The 13,988-nt window shown below is 67.5% G+C and carries 17 protein-coding genes; 6 read left to right on the top strand and 11 right to left on the bottom strand.

The genetic code is table 11. The annotated features are described in order from the left end of the window. Positions 1 to 78 precede the first annotated feature (78 nt). The 7 genes from B1A87_RS19220 to B1A87_RS19250 form a co-directional block, all read right to left on the bottom strand. Positions 79 to 1,620, bottom strand: coding sequence for an amino acid permease (locus B1A87_RS19220; RefSeq protein ID WP_144275886.1), 1,542 nt, complete (start codon positions 1,618 to 1,620; stop codon positions 79 to 81). Positions 1,621 to 1,664: 44 nt separating this feature from the next. Continuing rightward, positions 1,665 to 3,080 (bottom strand): aspartate ammonia-lyase, encoded by a 1,416-nt coding sequence (locus B1A87_RS19225; RefSeq protein WP_144275887.1) that lies wholly within the window; start codon positions 3,078 to 3,080, stop codon positions 1,665 to 1,667. A 9-nt stretch (positions 3,081 to 3,089) separates the two neighbouring features. Beyond that, a complete protein-coding gene (locus B1A87_RS19230; RefSeq protein WP_078027529.1) occupies positions 3,090 to 4,172 on the bottom strand; it encodes an asparaginase in 1,083 nt (360 codons plus the stop codon). A gap of 45 nt (positions 4,173 to 4,217) precedes the next feature. Further along, complete coding sequence (locus B1A87_RS19235) at positions 4,218 to 4,931, bottom strand: FadR/GntR family transcriptional regulator (RefSeq protein WP_078027530.1); 714 nt, start codon at positions 4,929 to 4,931, stop codon at positions 4,218 to 4,220. A gap of 69 nt (positions 4,932 to 5,000) precedes the next feature. Beyond that, entirely contained in the window at positions 5,001 to 5,972 is a 972-nt protein-coding gene (locus tag B1A87_RS19240; RefSeq protein ID WP_078027531.1) for a HAMP domain-containing sensor histidine kinase, read from the bottom strand. Then, positions 5,969 to 6,640 (bottom strand): response regulator transcription factor, encoded by a 672-nt coding sequence (locus tag B1A87_RS19245; protein WP_078027532.1) that lies wholly within the window; start codon positions 6,638 to 6,640, stop codon positions 5,969 to 5,971. The genes B1A87_RS19240 and B1A87_RS19245 overlap by 4 nt, the downstream gene beginning before the upstream one ends. A 67-nt stretch (positions 6,641 to 6,707) precedes the next feature. After that, positions 6,708 to 7,451 carry a phosphatase PAP2 family protein gene (locus B1A87_RS19250; protein ID WP_260680969.1) on the bottom strand — a complete coding sequence of 248 codons (744 nt, stop codon included), beginning with the start codon at positions 7,449 to 7,451 and terminating at the stop codon, positions 6,708 to 6,710. A gap of 250 nt (positions 7,452 to 7,701) precedes the next feature. Here B1A87_RS19250 and B1A87_RS19255 point away from each other — a divergent pair, with 250 nt between their 5' ends. From B1A87_RS19255 to B1A87_RS24265, 4 genes are read left to right on the top strand one after another with little or no spacing between them, the layout of a single operon-like run. After that, complete coding sequence (locus B1A87_RS19255; protein ID WP_078027533.1) at positions 7,702 to 8,028, top strand: helix-turn-helix transcriptional regulator; 327 nt, start codon at positions 7,702 to 7,704, stop codon at positions 8,026 to 8,028. Then, positions 8,025 to 8,873 (top strand): type II toxin-antitoxin system HipA family toxin, encoded by an 849-nt coding sequence (locus B1A87_RS19260; protein ID WP_260680970.1) that lies wholly within the window; start codon positions 8,025 to 8,027, stop codon positions 8,871 to 8,873. Before B1A87_RS19255 ends, B1A87_RS19260 begins: the two co-directional genes overlap by 4 nt. Then, the gene (locus B1A87_RS24260; protein WP_260680971.1) at positions 8,855 to 8,959 is read left to right on the top strand and encodes a HipA domain-containing protein; all 105 of its coding nucleotides are present in this window, start codon (positions 8,855 to 8,857) and stop codon (positions 8,957 to 8,959) included. Before B1A87_RS19260 ends, B1A87_RS24260 begins: the two co-directional genes overlap by 19 nt. Next, positions 8,950 to 9,249, top strand: coding sequence for a hypothetical protein (locus B1A87_RS24265; RefSeq protein ID WP_260680972.1), 300 nt, complete (start codon positions 8,950 to 8,952; stop codon positions 9,247 to 9,249). The genes B1A87_RS24260 and B1A87_RS24265 overlap by 10 nt, the downstream gene beginning before the upstream one ends. 28 nt (positions 9,250 to 9,277) lie before the next feature. Here B1A87_RS24265 and B1A87_RS19265 read toward each other — a convergent pair whose 3' ends face one another. The 3 genes from B1A87_RS19265 to B1A87_RS19275 form a co-directional block, all read right to left on the bottom strand. Next, entirely contained in the window at positions 9,278 to 9,895 is a 618-nt protein-coding gene (locus tag B1A87_RS19265) for a uracil-DNA glycosylase (RefSeq protein ID WP_078027535.1), read from the bottom strand. Between the two features lie 168 nt (positions 9,896 to 10,063). Next, on the bottom strand, positions 10,064 to 10,459 hold the full coding sequence (locus B1A87_RS19270) for a nuclear transport factor 2 family protein (RefSeq protein WP_078027536.1): 396 nt from the start codon (positions 10,457 to 10,459) through the stop codon (positions 10,064 to 10,066). A gap of 227 nt (positions 10,460 to 10,686) precedes the next feature. After that, complete coding sequence (locus B1A87_RS19275) at positions 10,687 to 11,487, bottom strand: glycoside hydrolase family 16 protein (RefSeq protein WP_144275888.1); 801 nt, start codon at positions 11,485 to 11,487, stop codon at positions 10,687 to 10,689. A 10-nt stretch (positions 11,488 to 11,497) separates the two neighbouring features. Between B1A87_RS19275 and B1A87_RS19280 the strand changes: the two genes are divergently transcribed. Together B1A87_RS19280 and B1A87_RS19285 are read left to right on the top strand one after the other, a co-directional pair. Further along, positions 11,498 to 11,773: a hypothetical protein gene (locus B1A87_RS19280; protein ID WP_139362658.1), complete on the top strand. Its 276-nt coding sequence runs from the start codon at positions 11,498 to 11,500 to the stop codon at positions 11,771 to 11,773. Positions 11,774 to 11,800: 27 nt separating this feature from the next. Then, positions 11,801 to 12,310: a hypothetical protein gene (locus B1A87_RS19285; protein WP_078026344.1), complete on the top strand. Its 510-nt coding sequence runs from the start codon at positions 11,801 to 11,803 to the stop codon at positions 12,308 to 12,310. Here B1A87_RS19285 and B1A87_RS19290 read toward each other — a convergent pair. Continuing rightward, on the bottom strand, positions 12,307 to 13,812 hold the full coding sequence (locus B1A87_RS19290; protein ID WP_078026343.1) for an amidohydrolase: 1,506 nt from the start codon (positions 13,810 to 13,812) through the stop codon (positions 12,307 to 12,309). The two genes, B1A87_RS19285 and B1A87_RS19290, sit on opposite strands and share 4 nt — an antisense overlap. Between the last annotated feature and the right edge of the window lie 176 nt (positions 13,813 to 13,988).

Consider the following 13,988-nt stretch of genomic DNA (forward strand, 5'->3'; position numbering starts at 1 on the left):
TGGGATTAAGCACGAACGGACACTTGGGCCACTTTCATCAAGGGCCTCGAGTGTCCGTTCGCGCTCAATTGTTGCGGGCTAGATGCGGTCCGTGCCGCCGGGGCCGGGGCGGTTTGCGATTACGGGGGACATTCCGGTGTAGCCGTCGCGGGTTTCGGCGATTTCGTGGATGCGTTTGCGGCAGGCGTACCAGCCGGCGACCATGAGGGCGCAGGCGACGAGGGTCACGAGCAGGGTGAGCGGGGAGTCGATGAAGACCATGACGAGGACGCCGACGAGGAAGAGCAGGGAGAGGTAGCCGGTGTAGGGGGCGCCGATCATCCGGAAGGTGGGGCGTTTGAGCCAGCCTTTGTCGGCCCAGCGTTTGAGCTGCATCTGGCACAGGACGATGGTGGCCCAGGTGACGATGATGCCGACGGAGGCGACGTTGAGGACGATTTCGAAGGCCTGGGTGGGGACGAGGTAGTTCAGCGGGACGCCGAGCAGGGAGACGCCGGCGGTGATGGCGATGCCGCCGTAGGGGACGCCGGCTTTGTTCATGCGCTGGGCGAACTTCGGGGCGGAGCCGGCGACGGACATGGAGCGCAGGATCCGGCCGGTGGAGTAGAGGCCGGCGTTGAGGGAGGACAGGGCGGCGGTGAGGACGACGAGGTTCATGATGACGTCCACGCCCTGGATGCCGATGGAGCCGAAGAAGGTCACGAAGGGGCTGACGCCCTTCTGGTAGGTGGTGTAGGGCAGCAGCAGGGCCAGGAGGATGACGGAGCCGACGTAGAACACGGCGATGCGGAAGACCACGGAGTTGATGGCCTTGGGCATGATTTTTTCGGGGTTTTCGGTTTCGCCGGCGGCGGTGCCGACCAGTTCGATGGAGGCGTAGGCGAAGAGCACGCCCTGCATCAGGATGATCATGGGCAGGATGCCGTTGGGGAAGATCCCGCCGTTGTCGGTGATGAGGCTGAGGCCGACTTCCTGGCCGTCCACGGGGGTGCCGAAGATGACGAAGTAGGTGCCTATGAGGAGGAACGCGACGAGGGCGGCGACTTTGATGATGGCGAACCAGAATTCCATTTCGCCGAAGACCTTTACGGAGACGAGGTTCAGGCCCAGGACGACGATCAGGGCGGTCAGGGCCCAGGCCCATTGCGGGACGTCGGCCATCCAGGGGACGTATTTGCCGAAGAAGTTCATGTAGAGGGCGGCGGCGGTGATGTCCACGATGGTGGTGGTGGCCCAGTTGATCCAGTAGAACCAGCCGGCGACGAAGGCGGCCTTCTCGCCGAAGAATTCCCGGGCGTAGGAGACGAACGAGCCGGATGACGGGCGGTGCAGGATGAGTTCGCCGAGGGCGCGGAGGATCAGGAAGGCGAAGAAGCCGCAGACGGCGTAGGCGATGACGAGGGAGGGGCCGGCTGCGTTGAGCCGGCCGCCGGCGCCGAGGAACAGGCCGGTGCCGATGGCGCCGCCGATCGCGATCATCTGGATCTGCCGCGGTTTCAGGCTCTTGTGGTAGCCCTTGTCTTCGGCGTGAAGGAGGGATTCGGTGGCATGCGCCTGTGCCGGGACGGTGTGGTCCGTGATGGCCGGCTGGGTCGCGGTGCCCTGCTGGGGATTGGACATGGGGGATCCTTTGGTTTCCGGGTTCGGGGGTCCTGCGGGTGTGCCTATTTGCTGAGGTTGGCGAGGCGTTCGGGGCTGAGGAGTTCCTGGAGTTGGTCGGCGGTGAGGAGGCCGTGTTCGAGGACGAGTTCGGCGACGCCGCGGCCGGTGGCGAGGGCTTCCTGGGCGATGGCGGTGGCGGTGGCGTAGCCGAGGTGGGGGTTCAGGGCGGTGACCAGGCCGATGGATTGTTCCACGGTGAGGCGGAGGTGTTCGGTGTTGGCGGTGATGCCCCGGACGCAGCGTGCCGTGAGGGTGCGGGCGGCTGCTTCGAGGTGGGAGATGCTCTTGTGGAGGCTGTGGACGATGATGGGTTCGAAGGCGTTGAGCTGGAGCTGGCCGGCTTCGGCGGCCATGGTGATGGTGACGTCGTTGCCGATGACTTCGTAGGCGACCTGGGAGACGACTTCGGGGATCACGGGGTTGATTTTGCCGGGCATGATCGAGGATCCGGACTGGACCGCGGGGAGGTTGATTTCGCCGAAGCCGGCGCGCGGGCCGGAGGAGAGCAGGCGCAGGTCGTTGCAGATCTTGGAGAGTTTCACGGCGACGCGTTTGAGGACGCCGGAGAGGTGGACGAAGGCGCCGACGTCCTGGGTGGCTTCGATCAGGTCGGGGGCGGTGACCAGCGGCAGGCCGGTGATCTCGGCCAGGTGGCGGCAGGCGGCGGCGGCGTAGCCGGGGGGTGCGTTCAGGCCGGTGCCGATGGCGGTGGCGCCGAGGTTGATTTCGTGGATCAGCAGGTCCGCTTCGGCGAGGCGGAGGCGGTCTTCGCCGATGGTGATGGCGTAGGTGCCGAATTCCTGGCCCAGGGTCATGGGCACGGCGTCCTGTAACTGGGTGCGGCCCATTTTGACCACGGTGCGGAATTCCAGGGCTTTTTCGGCGAACGCTTCTTCGAGTTCGGCCAGGGCGGAGAGCAGCTCGCGGGCGGCGAAGATGGTGCCGAGTTTGACCGCGGTGGGGTAGACGTCGTTGGTGGACTGGGAGAGGTTGACGTGGTCGTTGGGGTGCAGGCGGGTGTAGTGGCCTTTGGGGTGGCCGAGGATTTCCAGGGCCCGGTTGGCGATGACCTCGTTGGCGTTCATGTTCGAGGAGGTCCCGGCGCCGCCCTGGATGACGTCGACGACGAACTGCTCGTGCAGGTCTCCGTTCAGGACGTCGGTGCAGGCGGCTTCGATGGCGGCGGCACGTTCGGGGTCCAGGAGCCCGAGTTCGAGGTTGGTGCGGGCGGCGGCGAGTTTCACCGCGGCGAGGCCGCGGACCAGGTGCATGTTGGTGGACAGCGGCTGGCCGGTGATGGGGAAGTTCTCCACGGCGCGCAGGGTGTGCACGCCCCAGTACGCGGCGGCGGGAACGTCCCGGTCACCGAGGAGGTCATGCTCGGACCGGACGTCCGGGAGGGTCTGGGTTTCGGTCATGGGCGGTCCTTATTTGGCATCGTTGGCAGGGACAAAGTCGTTGGCAGGTACAAGGGAGGGGAAATCTGCGGCCTGCAGCAGGCCCACGGGCTTGCCGCCGCCGAGGACAGCGCCGGTGGCGATGCCCGCGAGCGGGGTGGTATCGACGCCGAGCGCTTCCAGTGCCCGTACGGTGACGGGCATGCGGGCACGGTCCCCGCCGTCGGAAATCTTGATCGCGATGGCGCGGCCGTCTCGCAGGCCCACCAGCTGGATGCCCTCAAAACCGTCCTTGGCGAGCAGGCCCGGCACGAGGCGCATGAGGTCGGTGACGTCGCGGCCTTCGCCCGCCACCATCTCCGGATGGCGCCGCATGGCATGCGCGACGGCGGCTTCCGGACTTTCCGGGGCGGACGCGCCGTCCGGAAGTTCCGCGGCGGCCAGGCGGCCGAAGGCGCGGCCCATTCCGGCCAGCGTCAGCGCGAACAGCGGGGTGCCGCAGCCGTCGGTGCTGGTGCCGGACGGCTCCTCGCCGGTCAGTTCCGCGACGGTCTCCGCCACGAGTTTCTGCAGCGGGTGCCCGGGGTCGAGGTAGCCCCGGACCGGCCAGCCGTTGATAACGCAGGTGGCCGCCATGGCGGCGTGCTTGCCGGAGCAGTTCTGGGCGATCCGGGTGGGGAGCCCGCCTTCGCGGAGCCATTCCTCGCGCTCGGGGACGCCGTAGGGGAGGTCCGTGCTGTTTTCCAGGGCCGAGGCCGTGAGCCCGTGGAGCTCGAGGATGCGGAGGGCGCCGTCGCGGTGCTCGGCGGAACCGGAGTGGCTCGCGGCTGTGAGGGCCAGGAGGTCGGCGGGGAGGTCGAGCCCGGCCCGGACCATTGCCACGGCCTGCAGGGGCTTGAGCGAGGATCGCGGATAGAACGCCGCCAGCGGCTCCCCGGCTGAAAGCAGGGTGCTGCCGTCGGGCGCGGTGGCGATCAGCGAGCCGTAGTGGACGCTTTCCACGAGGCCGTCGCGGGTCTGGACCGCCAGGGCGGCGTGCCGGGGCAGGGCCGGGAAGTCGGGGGCTGTGTCGTCCCGGGCGTCGGCATGGACGGGCAAGGCAGGGGAAAGCATGGAGTCCTTGGGCTGTTATCTGGCGGGGCGGTTACTGGCTGAGAATTACTGGCTGAGGATGGAGTCGAGGGCATCGCCCACTGCGCGAAGGTGCGCGCTCATGGCGGCGCTGGCCTCTGCGGCGGATCCGGCTTCGATGGCATGAAGGATGCGCTGGTGTTCGACGTCGGAGGCGTGCTGGCGGTCGGTCACCAGGTTCAGGGTTTCGGACTGGTGGGCCAGGGCGTCACGGATGTCCGCCACGACGCTTTCGAAGACCTTGTTGCCGCTGGCCCGGGCAATGGCGGCATGGAAACCGGCATCGAGCAGCACCCAGGCCTCGGGATCGGTCTCCCCGGCCATGGACGCCACCAGCGCCCGAAGAATGTCCAGGTCCTCGGCGGTCCGGCGCTCTGCGGCAAGTCCGGCGGCGGGAACTTCGATGTGCGGGCGTGCTTCGGTCAGGTCCCGGGCCGAGAACTGGCCGAGCACCAGGTCATTGGCCACGTGGTCGGCGACGACAAACGTGCCGCGGCCGGTGCGCGTCACGGTGAGGCCGAGGGCGGTGCAGGACCGGAGCGCCTCGCGGATCACCGAGCGGCTCACGCCGTACTGCTGGGCAAGGGCCGCCTCGGAGTTGAGCTTGGCGCCCACGGCCGCCCGGCCGCTTTCGATGTCGCCGCGGATGGCGTTGAAGACAGCCTCGGCGGCGCTGAGGCGGGCAAGCGGAGCGGCTCCGCCACTTTGCTGTCCGGCTGTCCGGCTGTCTGACAGGTTCACCCTTGAAATATGGCACGGGTCACAGTGGTGTGTCAACCCGGCCTGCGCCGAGAAACCCGCAGCAGGGACCTATGCCGCCGGCAACTCGAGGCAGAGCGATGTTCCGTCCGGCCCCGTGCCGGCCACGCGGACGTCCCCGCCATGGCGCAGGGCAGCGTCCTTGACCAGGGCCAGGCCGATCCCGTAGCCCTGCCGGGCGGGCTCATGGTCCGCAGGAAGGCCGCGGGCAAAACGGTCGAAGATCCGGTCCGGCGAGATGCCGGTGATGCCCGGGCCGGTGTCCCGGACGCTGATGCGCACTGTGCGTCCGGCGGTGTCGACGGATACCCCGATCCGGCCGGACTGCGGAGTATGTGAGATCGCGTTGTCGAGCAGGGCGGTCACCATGCGCCGCAGCAGATGCGCAGGCACCCGTACCCGCGCTTCGCCCGTGGCGGAGTAGTCCAGCTGGATGGCCGCGCTGCTGGTGAGGAGTCCGAAGTCGTCCGCCACGTCCGCAACAATGGCCGTGGCGTTGACCGGTTCGGCTGTTTCGCCGGCCGTGGCAACGGACATCAGCAGCAGATCCTCCACGAGTTCCGCCAGCCCGGCGCTGTCCTCGCGGAGGCGTGCGAGGGTGGGCGCGGCGGCGCTGTTCGGGCCCGCTTTGCGCTGGGCGAGCTGCAGCCGGGCATCGAGAATGGCCAGCGGCGTGCGCAGCTCGTGGCTGGCGTCCTGCACGAAGCGCCGCTGCGCCGCCAGGGCCTCACCCAGCGGTTTCACCGCACTCCGGGCGCTGATGAGTCCTGCGGCGGCAGCCAGAACTACGGCCAGGACGCCGCCGAGGATCAGGGCCAGCAGCGCATCCGCCTCGTCAATGTAGATCCGGCCGGTTCCAGCGGGGTGCTCAGCGAGCTCGGCCGGTTGCGACCGGAACAGGGCGAACAGGACCAGGGCCACAATCACCACGGCAAGGGCCGCGGCGCACACGAGTGCGATCTGGGTGCTGACCTTGCGCGCGGCGGCACGCAGGATCCGCCGGTCGGCGGCGGACGGCGTCACGACGGTTCTCCCAACTGGTAGCCGGTGCCATGCACGGTGCGGATGACGTCCCGGCCCGCCTTCCGGCGCACGTAGTGCACGTAGGTGTCGACGGCACCGGGCTGGTCGCCGTCGGTGAACACCTTCGCGAGCAGCTCAGTACGCGAGAACACCCGGTCCGGTTCGGCGGCCAAGGCCATGAGCAGCGACCCTTCCTTGGGTGACAGCGGCACGCGGTGGCCGTAGGGCGACAGCAGGAGCCGGGACCCGGCGTCGTATGTCCAGTCCCCGAGCGTCACCGTCTGCGGGGCCGGCGCATAGGTGCGCGTCAGGGCGCGGAGCCGGGCGGCGAGCTCATCGGCGTCGAACGGCTTCACGAGGTAGTCGTTGGCGCCGGCGTCGAGCCCGTCCACCCTGTCCTGAACCGTGCCCAGTGCGGTGAGGATCAGCACGGGCGTGCTGACGCCCTTGTCCCGGAGCGCCGTGACGAGCGCGGCGCCGTCCAGGAGCGGCAGTCCCCGGTCCACCACCAGCACGTCCCAGTCCTGCGATAAGCCAAGGTGCAGGCCCTGCTGCCCGTCCCGGGCGAGGGTCACGTCGAAGTCGTCACCGATGAGCTCAACGATGAGGGGACCGAGCTGCCGGTCGTCCTCCACCAGCAGCACGCGCTTCTTGGGGTTCGCGTCCATTACGTCCATTCTGCCAACACCGGCGGCTCCGCAGGCATCGGAGCAGTGTTTACTGGCTGGCGCGTCCTCAGGAGCCTGGGGCCGGGACCGGACCCAGGCGGCCCAGCAGCGGAAGCCTGGCCAGCACTGCCAGCCCGTACGCGTTCCACAATCCGGTGGTGAAGGCCGCCCCGGTCAGCGATGAGAGGAACGACGCCGCCACGTCAGTTGGGTAGTGGACGCCCAGATACAGGCGGGACAGGGCAACCGCCACGGCCACGCCAGCGCCGCCCGCCAGCGCCGGCCACTGCCAGCGCGTGCCCCGGGCGAGCAGGAAGACGGCGATAGCCAAGGCAACGGCCAGGGAGGTGTGACCGCTGGGGAAGCTGTCGGTTCCCGGTTCCGGGACCAGGGGGTCAAAGAGCGCGCTCGCGTCCGGCCGGTGGCGGCCCACCACGAACTTGAAGAGCTCGCAACTGACCCACGCTGCCGCAGCGACCAGCCCGGTGGCCACGGCATTTACCGGACTCCGGCGGACGACCAGGAGGAACAGGCACACCGCGGCAATCATCAGCACGCCGCCCACCGGGCTAAACACCGTGTTGATGAACAGGGCGATTGCCGTCAGCGGCGCGGAATGCTCGTGGCTCAGGGCCGCATCGACGGACAGGTCCGCCGCGGTGACGGCGGGCGCCGACGCAACAGTGAGGCCGGCGGCTGCGATCAGCGCGGCGGAGACCAGCGGCAGCACGATCCAGTGGCGCAGCTGCGGGAGGATGGCCATCCGTGTGCGAGCCGCCGCTTGGTCGGCGGAAAGTTCAGTGCTGCTCACGGGTACGTCTCCTGGTGTGCTGGGGCGGCAGTGCGGCCGCGCGCCGGTGCGGCGTGGCGCCTCGATCCAGTCTGCGAGGTGGATGCTAAGAACTTTCTAAGAACTTCGGAACCGGGCGTTCCAATGCCTTTCCGGCCGCGGCGCGCGGCGGTACGTTCGTGCCGAAATGCCCTTGCCTCACCCTATATGGGGGAAATAGACTGGTCCTGAGCTGATTTCGGTACGTTCGTTCCTATCTTGGAGTCCACGCATGGCCGCTAACTTCGCTGATTACCTTGCCGATGAAGTCCGGGCGCGCAGGGCCGCCTTGCGGCTGAGCCAGCAGGACGTCGCCGACATGGCCGGCGTCTCGGAGCGGTTTGTCCGTTTCGTCGAGCAGGGCAAACCAAGTGTCCAGCTGGACTCGCTGCAGGCGGTCCTGGAAACGCTCGGCCTCGAACTCCGGCTCAGCACACGGTCCCGGGAAGCGGCCCGCGCCCTGGTGAGGCAGCCGCCGTCGGACGTCAGCCGGCCGCACGTCCCGCCGTCGGAGGCGGCTTCTGAAAGCAGCGCTCCCGAAAGCAGCGGCCGGCCATGAGGCACCGTGTCGCCGATATCTACAAACGGGGCGTCCTTGCCGCGCGGCTGGAACGGCACGACGGCGGCACGAAGTTCAGTTATCTGCCCGACTACCTCCAGCACGGCGGGCCGGCGGTGGCGAGTTCCCTGCCGCTGACCGCGGAGCCGGTGCTGTCCGCGGCCGGCGCCGCCCCGCCGTATTTCACCGGGCTGCTGCCGGAGGGCCGCCGGCTGAACGCACTGCGCCGGTCCATCAAGACGAGTGCCGACGACGACCTCTCCCTGCTTATCGCCGCGGGCGGGAACCCGGTGGGGGATGTGCAGATCGTGGGCCACGGCGAGCCGCTGGATCCCGAGGAGCACGCGGTGGAGGTGGATCCGCGGAAACCGGTGGACTTCGACGAACTGCTGGGGGATTCGGGCCTGATCGATCCCGTGGCGCTGGCGGGCGTGCAGGACAAGCTGTCCGCCGGGATGATCTCCATGCCCGTGGCCAGCGCCGGCCGGCGGTTCATCCTCAAGCTCAACGCGCCGGAGTTTCCGCACGTGGTGGAGAACGAGCTCATCATGTTCCGGTATGCGGCGAAGCTGCGGATTCCGCTGAGCCGCGTGCAGCTGATGCGGGACGTTGCCGGCCGGCCGGGGCTCCTGGTGGAGCGCTTCGACCGGGTGCCGGCGGCGGCGGGCGAGCCGGACGCCGTGCAGCGCCTCGCCGTCGAGGACGGCGCACAGGTGCTGAAGCTGTACCCCGCGGACAAGTACAACGTGGGGTTCGGGACCGTGTGCATGGCGCTGGCGGAGTACTGCGCGGCACCGCTGCCGCCCTGCGGAACCTCGCGATCCAGGTGGCCTTCGCATGGCTGAGCGGCAACGGGGACCTGCATGCCAAGAACGTGTCCATGGTGCAGCAGCTGCACGGGGAATGGTCCATCGCGCCCAGATGTGTATAAGAGACAGGGTCTACGGCGACAAGACGCTCGCCCTGACGCTCGGAGGCAAGCGGAGCGGGATCTCGCGGAGGCACTTCCTGGGCTGGGCCAGCGAGCTCGGGCTGACGGAGCGCGCGGCCACGCAGGTGGTGGAATTGGCCTTGCGGGCGGCCGGCCCGCTGCTCGCGGACCTGGAAGCGGGCGCGGCCTTCGCGTCAACTCACGACGGCGGCGCCTCACCTTTCCCGGACATGGTTACCAGGGCGTGGGTCAAGGAACTCAAACACCGGCGGAGGCTGCTGGAAGGGTAGGCGGCTAGACGGGTAGGCTGCGTCGGATCTACAGGTGCTGGATGCCTGCCCGCTGCATGGCGTCTTTGTAGATGTCGACGCTCTTGGTGAGGAGCTCCTCCTGCTTGGCTTCGGAAACAGCAAAGGCCCGCCCGCCGAGCGCGCTGGCCTTGTAGATTTTGATGCCGCTGTTCTTCAGCGAGGAGTGGTAGGTCTTCTCGAAGAGGGTGAGGAAGGTGGCGGCGTCTGTGCCGTGGGCGATGACGGCTGAGACGCGTCTGTTGATTTTCAGGAACTGGCGGAAGGGGCGCAGGCCGTCCGTTTTTTCCTGGACGTTCAGGGCTGACGGCATGTCCGGATCCCGCACCCAGGGGTACGCGTTCCAGGGCATGACGTAACGGGGGTCCAGTTCGGCGAGTTGATAGATCTGCGTGGCCCGGCGTGCGGCCTCGTCGTCGTTGAAGTGCGAGACGAAGCCGGACTCGGTGCCCTTGCCGGGGCTGACGTGGAGGCTGACGATCCTGCATTCGTCCTCGTCATGGACGGGGTCGATGTAGGGGACGGTGGATCCCGGCTTCTTTTCCATGAGTTCGTCGCAAAGCTGCGTCACCGCCGCGATGTTCGGTTCCTGTAGCAGGGCCTTTTTTTCGTCCCAGTCAATCGTCACGATCTCTCCCTCAGCAGCACGGCGTCCAGAATCAGGCGTCTTGTTCCACTGTACGCTTTTGGCGCGGTGGGTGGGCAGGTCCGGACGCTAAGGAGCGGGATCGGCGGGACTTCGGGCCAGAGGAGGACCCGGCCGTTCCACGAACGAACGGCCGGGCCTCCCGGTTTGTTATTCCGCCCAGAAGGCGTCTCCCCGGGCGGTGTCTTCGTAGAACTCCCGGCCTTCGGTGATCTTTCCGTCGCGAAGCTGGAACGTCAGGGCTCCATCCGTGTCCAGCGTCTTGCCGTTGGTCTCGGCGTGGTTGTGCTGCAGCCCGATGATGTGGTTGTCCCCTCCGATGATCTCCTGAAGTGTCACCTTGAAGCTTCCGTCAGAGCGCGTCGCCAGCTCGCCGAAATAGGCCAGGATGGCCTCGCGTCCCTGCTTGGTTCCCGATAGCACGCCGTTTCCTGCGCCGTGCCAGACTGCGTCCTCCGCGAATAATTCGCGGAGTGTGTCCACATCCCCGGCGTCGAAGGCCTCGTAGCCGCGCCGAATCAGTTCAACATTTTCCTGGGTTCCCATTTCCGGACCTCTCCGTCTCCATTGTCGGAACACTCTCGGACGGGTCAAGGCTATTCCTGGCCAGTACGCTTGTCGATGACGATTTTGCTGAGTGCTCAGTGGCCTAATCACGCAGCACTGACAAAGGTCCGGGGCCAGGCGTTACAGGACCGTTGGTCCGCGCTCTCGGCCTGCGACAGCCCCGGGAGCGGTGCCGATCTCACCCGGACCGCCAGGCATCGCGGGTGTCATCGGTATACGCGGACCCAGTCGACCTGCATCCAACTGGGCTTGGTGGGCTTTCCGGTCGGGAACCAGTCGAGTTGGAGGGTTTGGTGCATTCCGACCGGCGGCACGTGTGCCCGGTTGGTGTCCGTGAACCACAGGGCGCCGTCAATGTATCCGGTGATACTGGTCGAGGTCCACTGCACGGCGTAGTTGTGCCATTGGGTGGTGTCGATTTTCCGTTCAGCCCGGGTCTGATAGCTCTGCAGTCCGGCACACGCGTAGTGCAGGGCGAACTTGATCAGGGTGGTGTCGGTGAGGGATTCGCCGTAATCGACCTCCGCACAGTTTGGGGAGCTGTTGCCGTTGGGCCACAGGAGCAGCACCGGGTGGTATTTCGGGTCCCGCACACTGGTTCTCATCCGGGTTTCCCATCGGCCGTATTTTTGCTGGGCGAACTTTGCCGCCATCCCGCCCGTCGCGCCGTAGGCGTTCCCACTGACGGTGGCCACGCCGTTGGCCACATTCCACGCCTTCGGGCTGCGAATACCTTTGCCCGCGTGGCCGGCGCCGTCGTAAACCTTCCATTTCCGGGGATTGGGTGCCCCGGTGTAGGAAAACTCGTCACCTGCCTTCACCGGGCCCCATCCCCGGAGGACTGCGGCCTGGACGTTGTTGGGGGCCGCGGTCACGGCCAGTTCCCTGTGCAGTGCCGGCACTTGCACCTGCACGGGCGCGGACAGGGGTCCGTTGAGGCTTCCTGAGGCGAGGGTCAACACGGCTGCGGCAATGGCAGCCGCGGGCAGCGTTCGCTTCAACAGCATGAGGTCTCCTTTGACCTTTCTGACCTATATGTTCCTCCTCTGCCGGGCGGTTGTCACCAAAATGTGCCAACTGCGCCCGCACGGCCAGATGATGAGGCCGGCCGGGCCAGACAACGCGGCACGGGGCAACGGTCGGGGTGGCGATTCCGGCTACGAGAAGACCATGCCGATCCCCACGCCAGCTCCTCAACTACACTCGATTCATACCTTCCACAGAGGGGATGAAGAGATCTGCCGGATCGGCTTTGCCATATTCGGGAACCTGCTCAACGGTCCGCCCGGTTGACAGGGTCCAGTGAACGTAAGGAACCCATTGCCGATCAACAAACGAACGCTTAAGGCGGACGGATTCGCCGGGTTCCGGACGCTAGCCAGCCTCGAAATCAACAGGGTCCCGCAGGCTCCCGGCATATTCGCGGTGCTGAAGCCCGAAGGCTTTGAGCCGCGGTTCCTGGTGAAGAGCACGGCCGGAGTCTTCAAGAAGAAGGACCCCTCGTTGCGCGCGGATGCCCTGGCTGCAGAATGGATCGACGACGCGGATGTCCTGTATCTGGGGAAAGCCGGCGTCGGAAGCAAGGGTAACCGGGGACTTCGCAGGCAAATACAGGAGTTCCTGGATTTCGGGAAGGGCAAGCCGCCAGGCCATTGGGACGGCCGATTGATTTGGCAGCTCGCCGAACCTCAGTCGCTGGTCATCGCCTGGAAAGAGCTGCCCGCGGCAGACGTGAATCCAGCGGAGGCTAAGTGCCACGCTGATTTCAGCGAGCTGTACGGCAGCCTGCCGTTCGCCAACCTCGTCCAGGCCCGGGTCAAAGGGACCTAAACGCCAGGGCCACGGTACGTGAACCGGCCTGCCACCAGCGTTGCGGCAACCGGCATTTCTGCGAACACCGAATCCGGCACCGCCAGCGGATCGCCGTCGAGCACCGCGATGTCCGCCGCTTCCCGGACACTTATGCGCCCGCGTCCCCGGGTCGAGGCCACGAGTGCCTCCTGGCGCGTGATGGCCTGCTCCGGGTGCCACGGCCCGCGCCCGTCCTGCCGGGACCGGGTGGCCGCGGCCGACATTGCCAGCCACGGATCCAGCGGTGCCACCGGCGCATCGGACCCGAGCGCAAGGGATGCCCCGGCGTCCAGCAGCGAACGCAGCGGGAAGGCGCGGCCGGTGCGGCCGTCCCAGTTGGCGTCCGCGGCGTCGCGGTCGTCGAGGGCGTGGGCCGGCTGGACGCTGGCCGTCAGGCCCAGTTCGCCAAACCGGGCGAAGTCCTCGCGGCGCACAAACTGGGCGTGCTCGACGCGTCCGGGGACGCCGGCTGCGGCGAAGGCGTCCAGGGCCACCTGGTTGGCGGCGTCGCCGATCGCGTGAACCGCCGGAACGAATCGGGCCTCCCGGGCCCGCACCAGCAGCGCCAGCAGTTCCGCTTCGCTGACCGTCAGGACGCCCCGGCCACCGTGCGGATACGGATCCACGCAGTATGCGGTGCGGGTGTTCAGGGACCCGTCGATCAGGACCTTCAGGGGGCCAACGCTCAGCAGCCCCGCACCGCCGTCGAGCAGTTGACCGGTCCGCATTCCAGCAGCTGCCGCACGCTCCAGGTCTTCCGGATACACGCCTGCGTCCACGCGGAACGAGTCGAAGCCCCCGGCGATCCGGCGCAGCCAGACGTCCCGGTTCCAGGTCATTTCGAAGTCGACCACACCCACGATTCCGCGGGTGGCGGCCGCGCCGGAGGCAGTGCGGACCCAGCCGTCCACCACGTCATCGGGGAGGCGGCCCAGCTCGCGGGTCACTGCAAATGCGGCGTCCTCACGGAGCAGACCCCCGGCATCGGGCCGCACGCCGTATCGCTTGGCCGCTGCCGAGTTCAGCCACACGCAGTGAAGGTCGTGGCTGATCAGGGCCGTCGGCACTCCCTGCGTCGCGCCGTCGAGGAGTTCCAGGCCCGGGACGTCATCCCACACGGCATCCCGGAAGCCGACGCCCACAACTGTCGGGGACGGGCCTGCCAGGGACGGTCCGGCAGCGGAAATGCGGTAACGCACGAGGTCTGCGGCGGCCCGCGCCGACTCCGCCAGGGAAAGGTCAATCCGGTTGGCCGCAAGAGCCCATTGCGTCATGTGTACATGCTCATCCCAGAGTCCAGGGATGGCGTACCGGCCGTCGAAGTCCACAACACGGACACCCCGTGGCCGCTCATCCGCGGCGGCGATCCGGGACACGAGCCCGCCGCGGACGTGAACGTCGGAGCAGGCTGCGTCGCCGGGCTGCCTGACGGAAGCCAGCACAATGTCAGGCAAGGCGCGGTCCGCTGCACTGGAAAGCATACGAACAGGCTATGGGTGGATCGCGTCTTCGCCAATTCACGCTGATGCCCCCTCCGGGGTGCGCTCTCCGCCGTCCAGAACGGTGATTGTGCCCTCTTCCCAGCACAGATAAGAAGGTGCATTCTGGACGTGACACGGTTCTGACAATGAAGTCGGGGGAGGCGTCGGCATGGGCT

It is taken from the genome of Arthrobacter sp. KBS0703, assembly GCF_002008315.2.
Lineage (GTDB): Bacteria > Actinomycetota > Actinomycetes > Actinomycetales > Micrococcaceae > Arthrobacter.

Excerpts from the sequence above, each read along its gene's own strand:
- B1A87_RS19220 (WP_144275886.1), bottom strand. The coding sequence starts at position 1,620 with ATGTCCAATCCCCAGCAGGGCACCGCGACCCAGCCGGCCATCACGGAC.
- B1A87_RS19225 (WP_144275887.1), bottom strand. The coding sequence starts at position 3,080 with ATGACCGAAACCCAGACCCTCCCGGACGTCCGGTCCGAGCATGACCTC.
- B1A87_RS19230 (WP_078027529.1), bottom strand. The coding sequence starts at position 4,172 with ATGCTTTCCCCTGCCTTGCCCGTCCATGCCGACGCCCGGGACGACACA.
- B1A87_RS19245 (WP_078027532.1), bottom strand. The coding sequence starts at position 6,640 with ATGGACGCGAACCCCAAGAAGCGCGTGCTGCTGGTGGAGGACGACCGG.
- B1A87_RS19255 (WP_078027533.1), top strand. The coding sequence starts at position 7,702 with ATGGCCGCTAACTTCGCTGATTACCTTGCCGATGAAGTCCGGGCGCGC.
- B1A87_RS19260 (WP_260680970.1), top strand. The coding sequence starts at position 8,025 with ATGAGGCACCGTGTCGCCGATATCTACAAACGGGGCGTCCTTGCCGCG.
- B1A87_RS24265 (WP_260680972.1), top strand. The coding sequence starts at position 8,950 with ATGTGTATAAGAGACAGGGTCTACGGCGACAAGACGCTCGCCCTGACG.
- B1A87_RS19270 (WP_078027536.1), bottom strand. The coding sequence starts at position 10,459 with ATGGGAACCCAGGAAAATGTTGAACTGATTCGGCGCGGCTACGAGGCC.
- B1A87_RS19275 (WP_144275888.1), bottom strand. The coding sequence starts at position 11,487 with ATGCTGTTGAAGCGAACGCTGCCCGCGGCTGCCATTGCCGCAGCCGTG.
- B1A87_RS19290 (WP_078026343.1), bottom strand. The coding sequence starts at position 13,812 with ATGCTTTCCAGTGCAGCGGACCGCGCCTTGCCTGACATTGTGCTGGCT.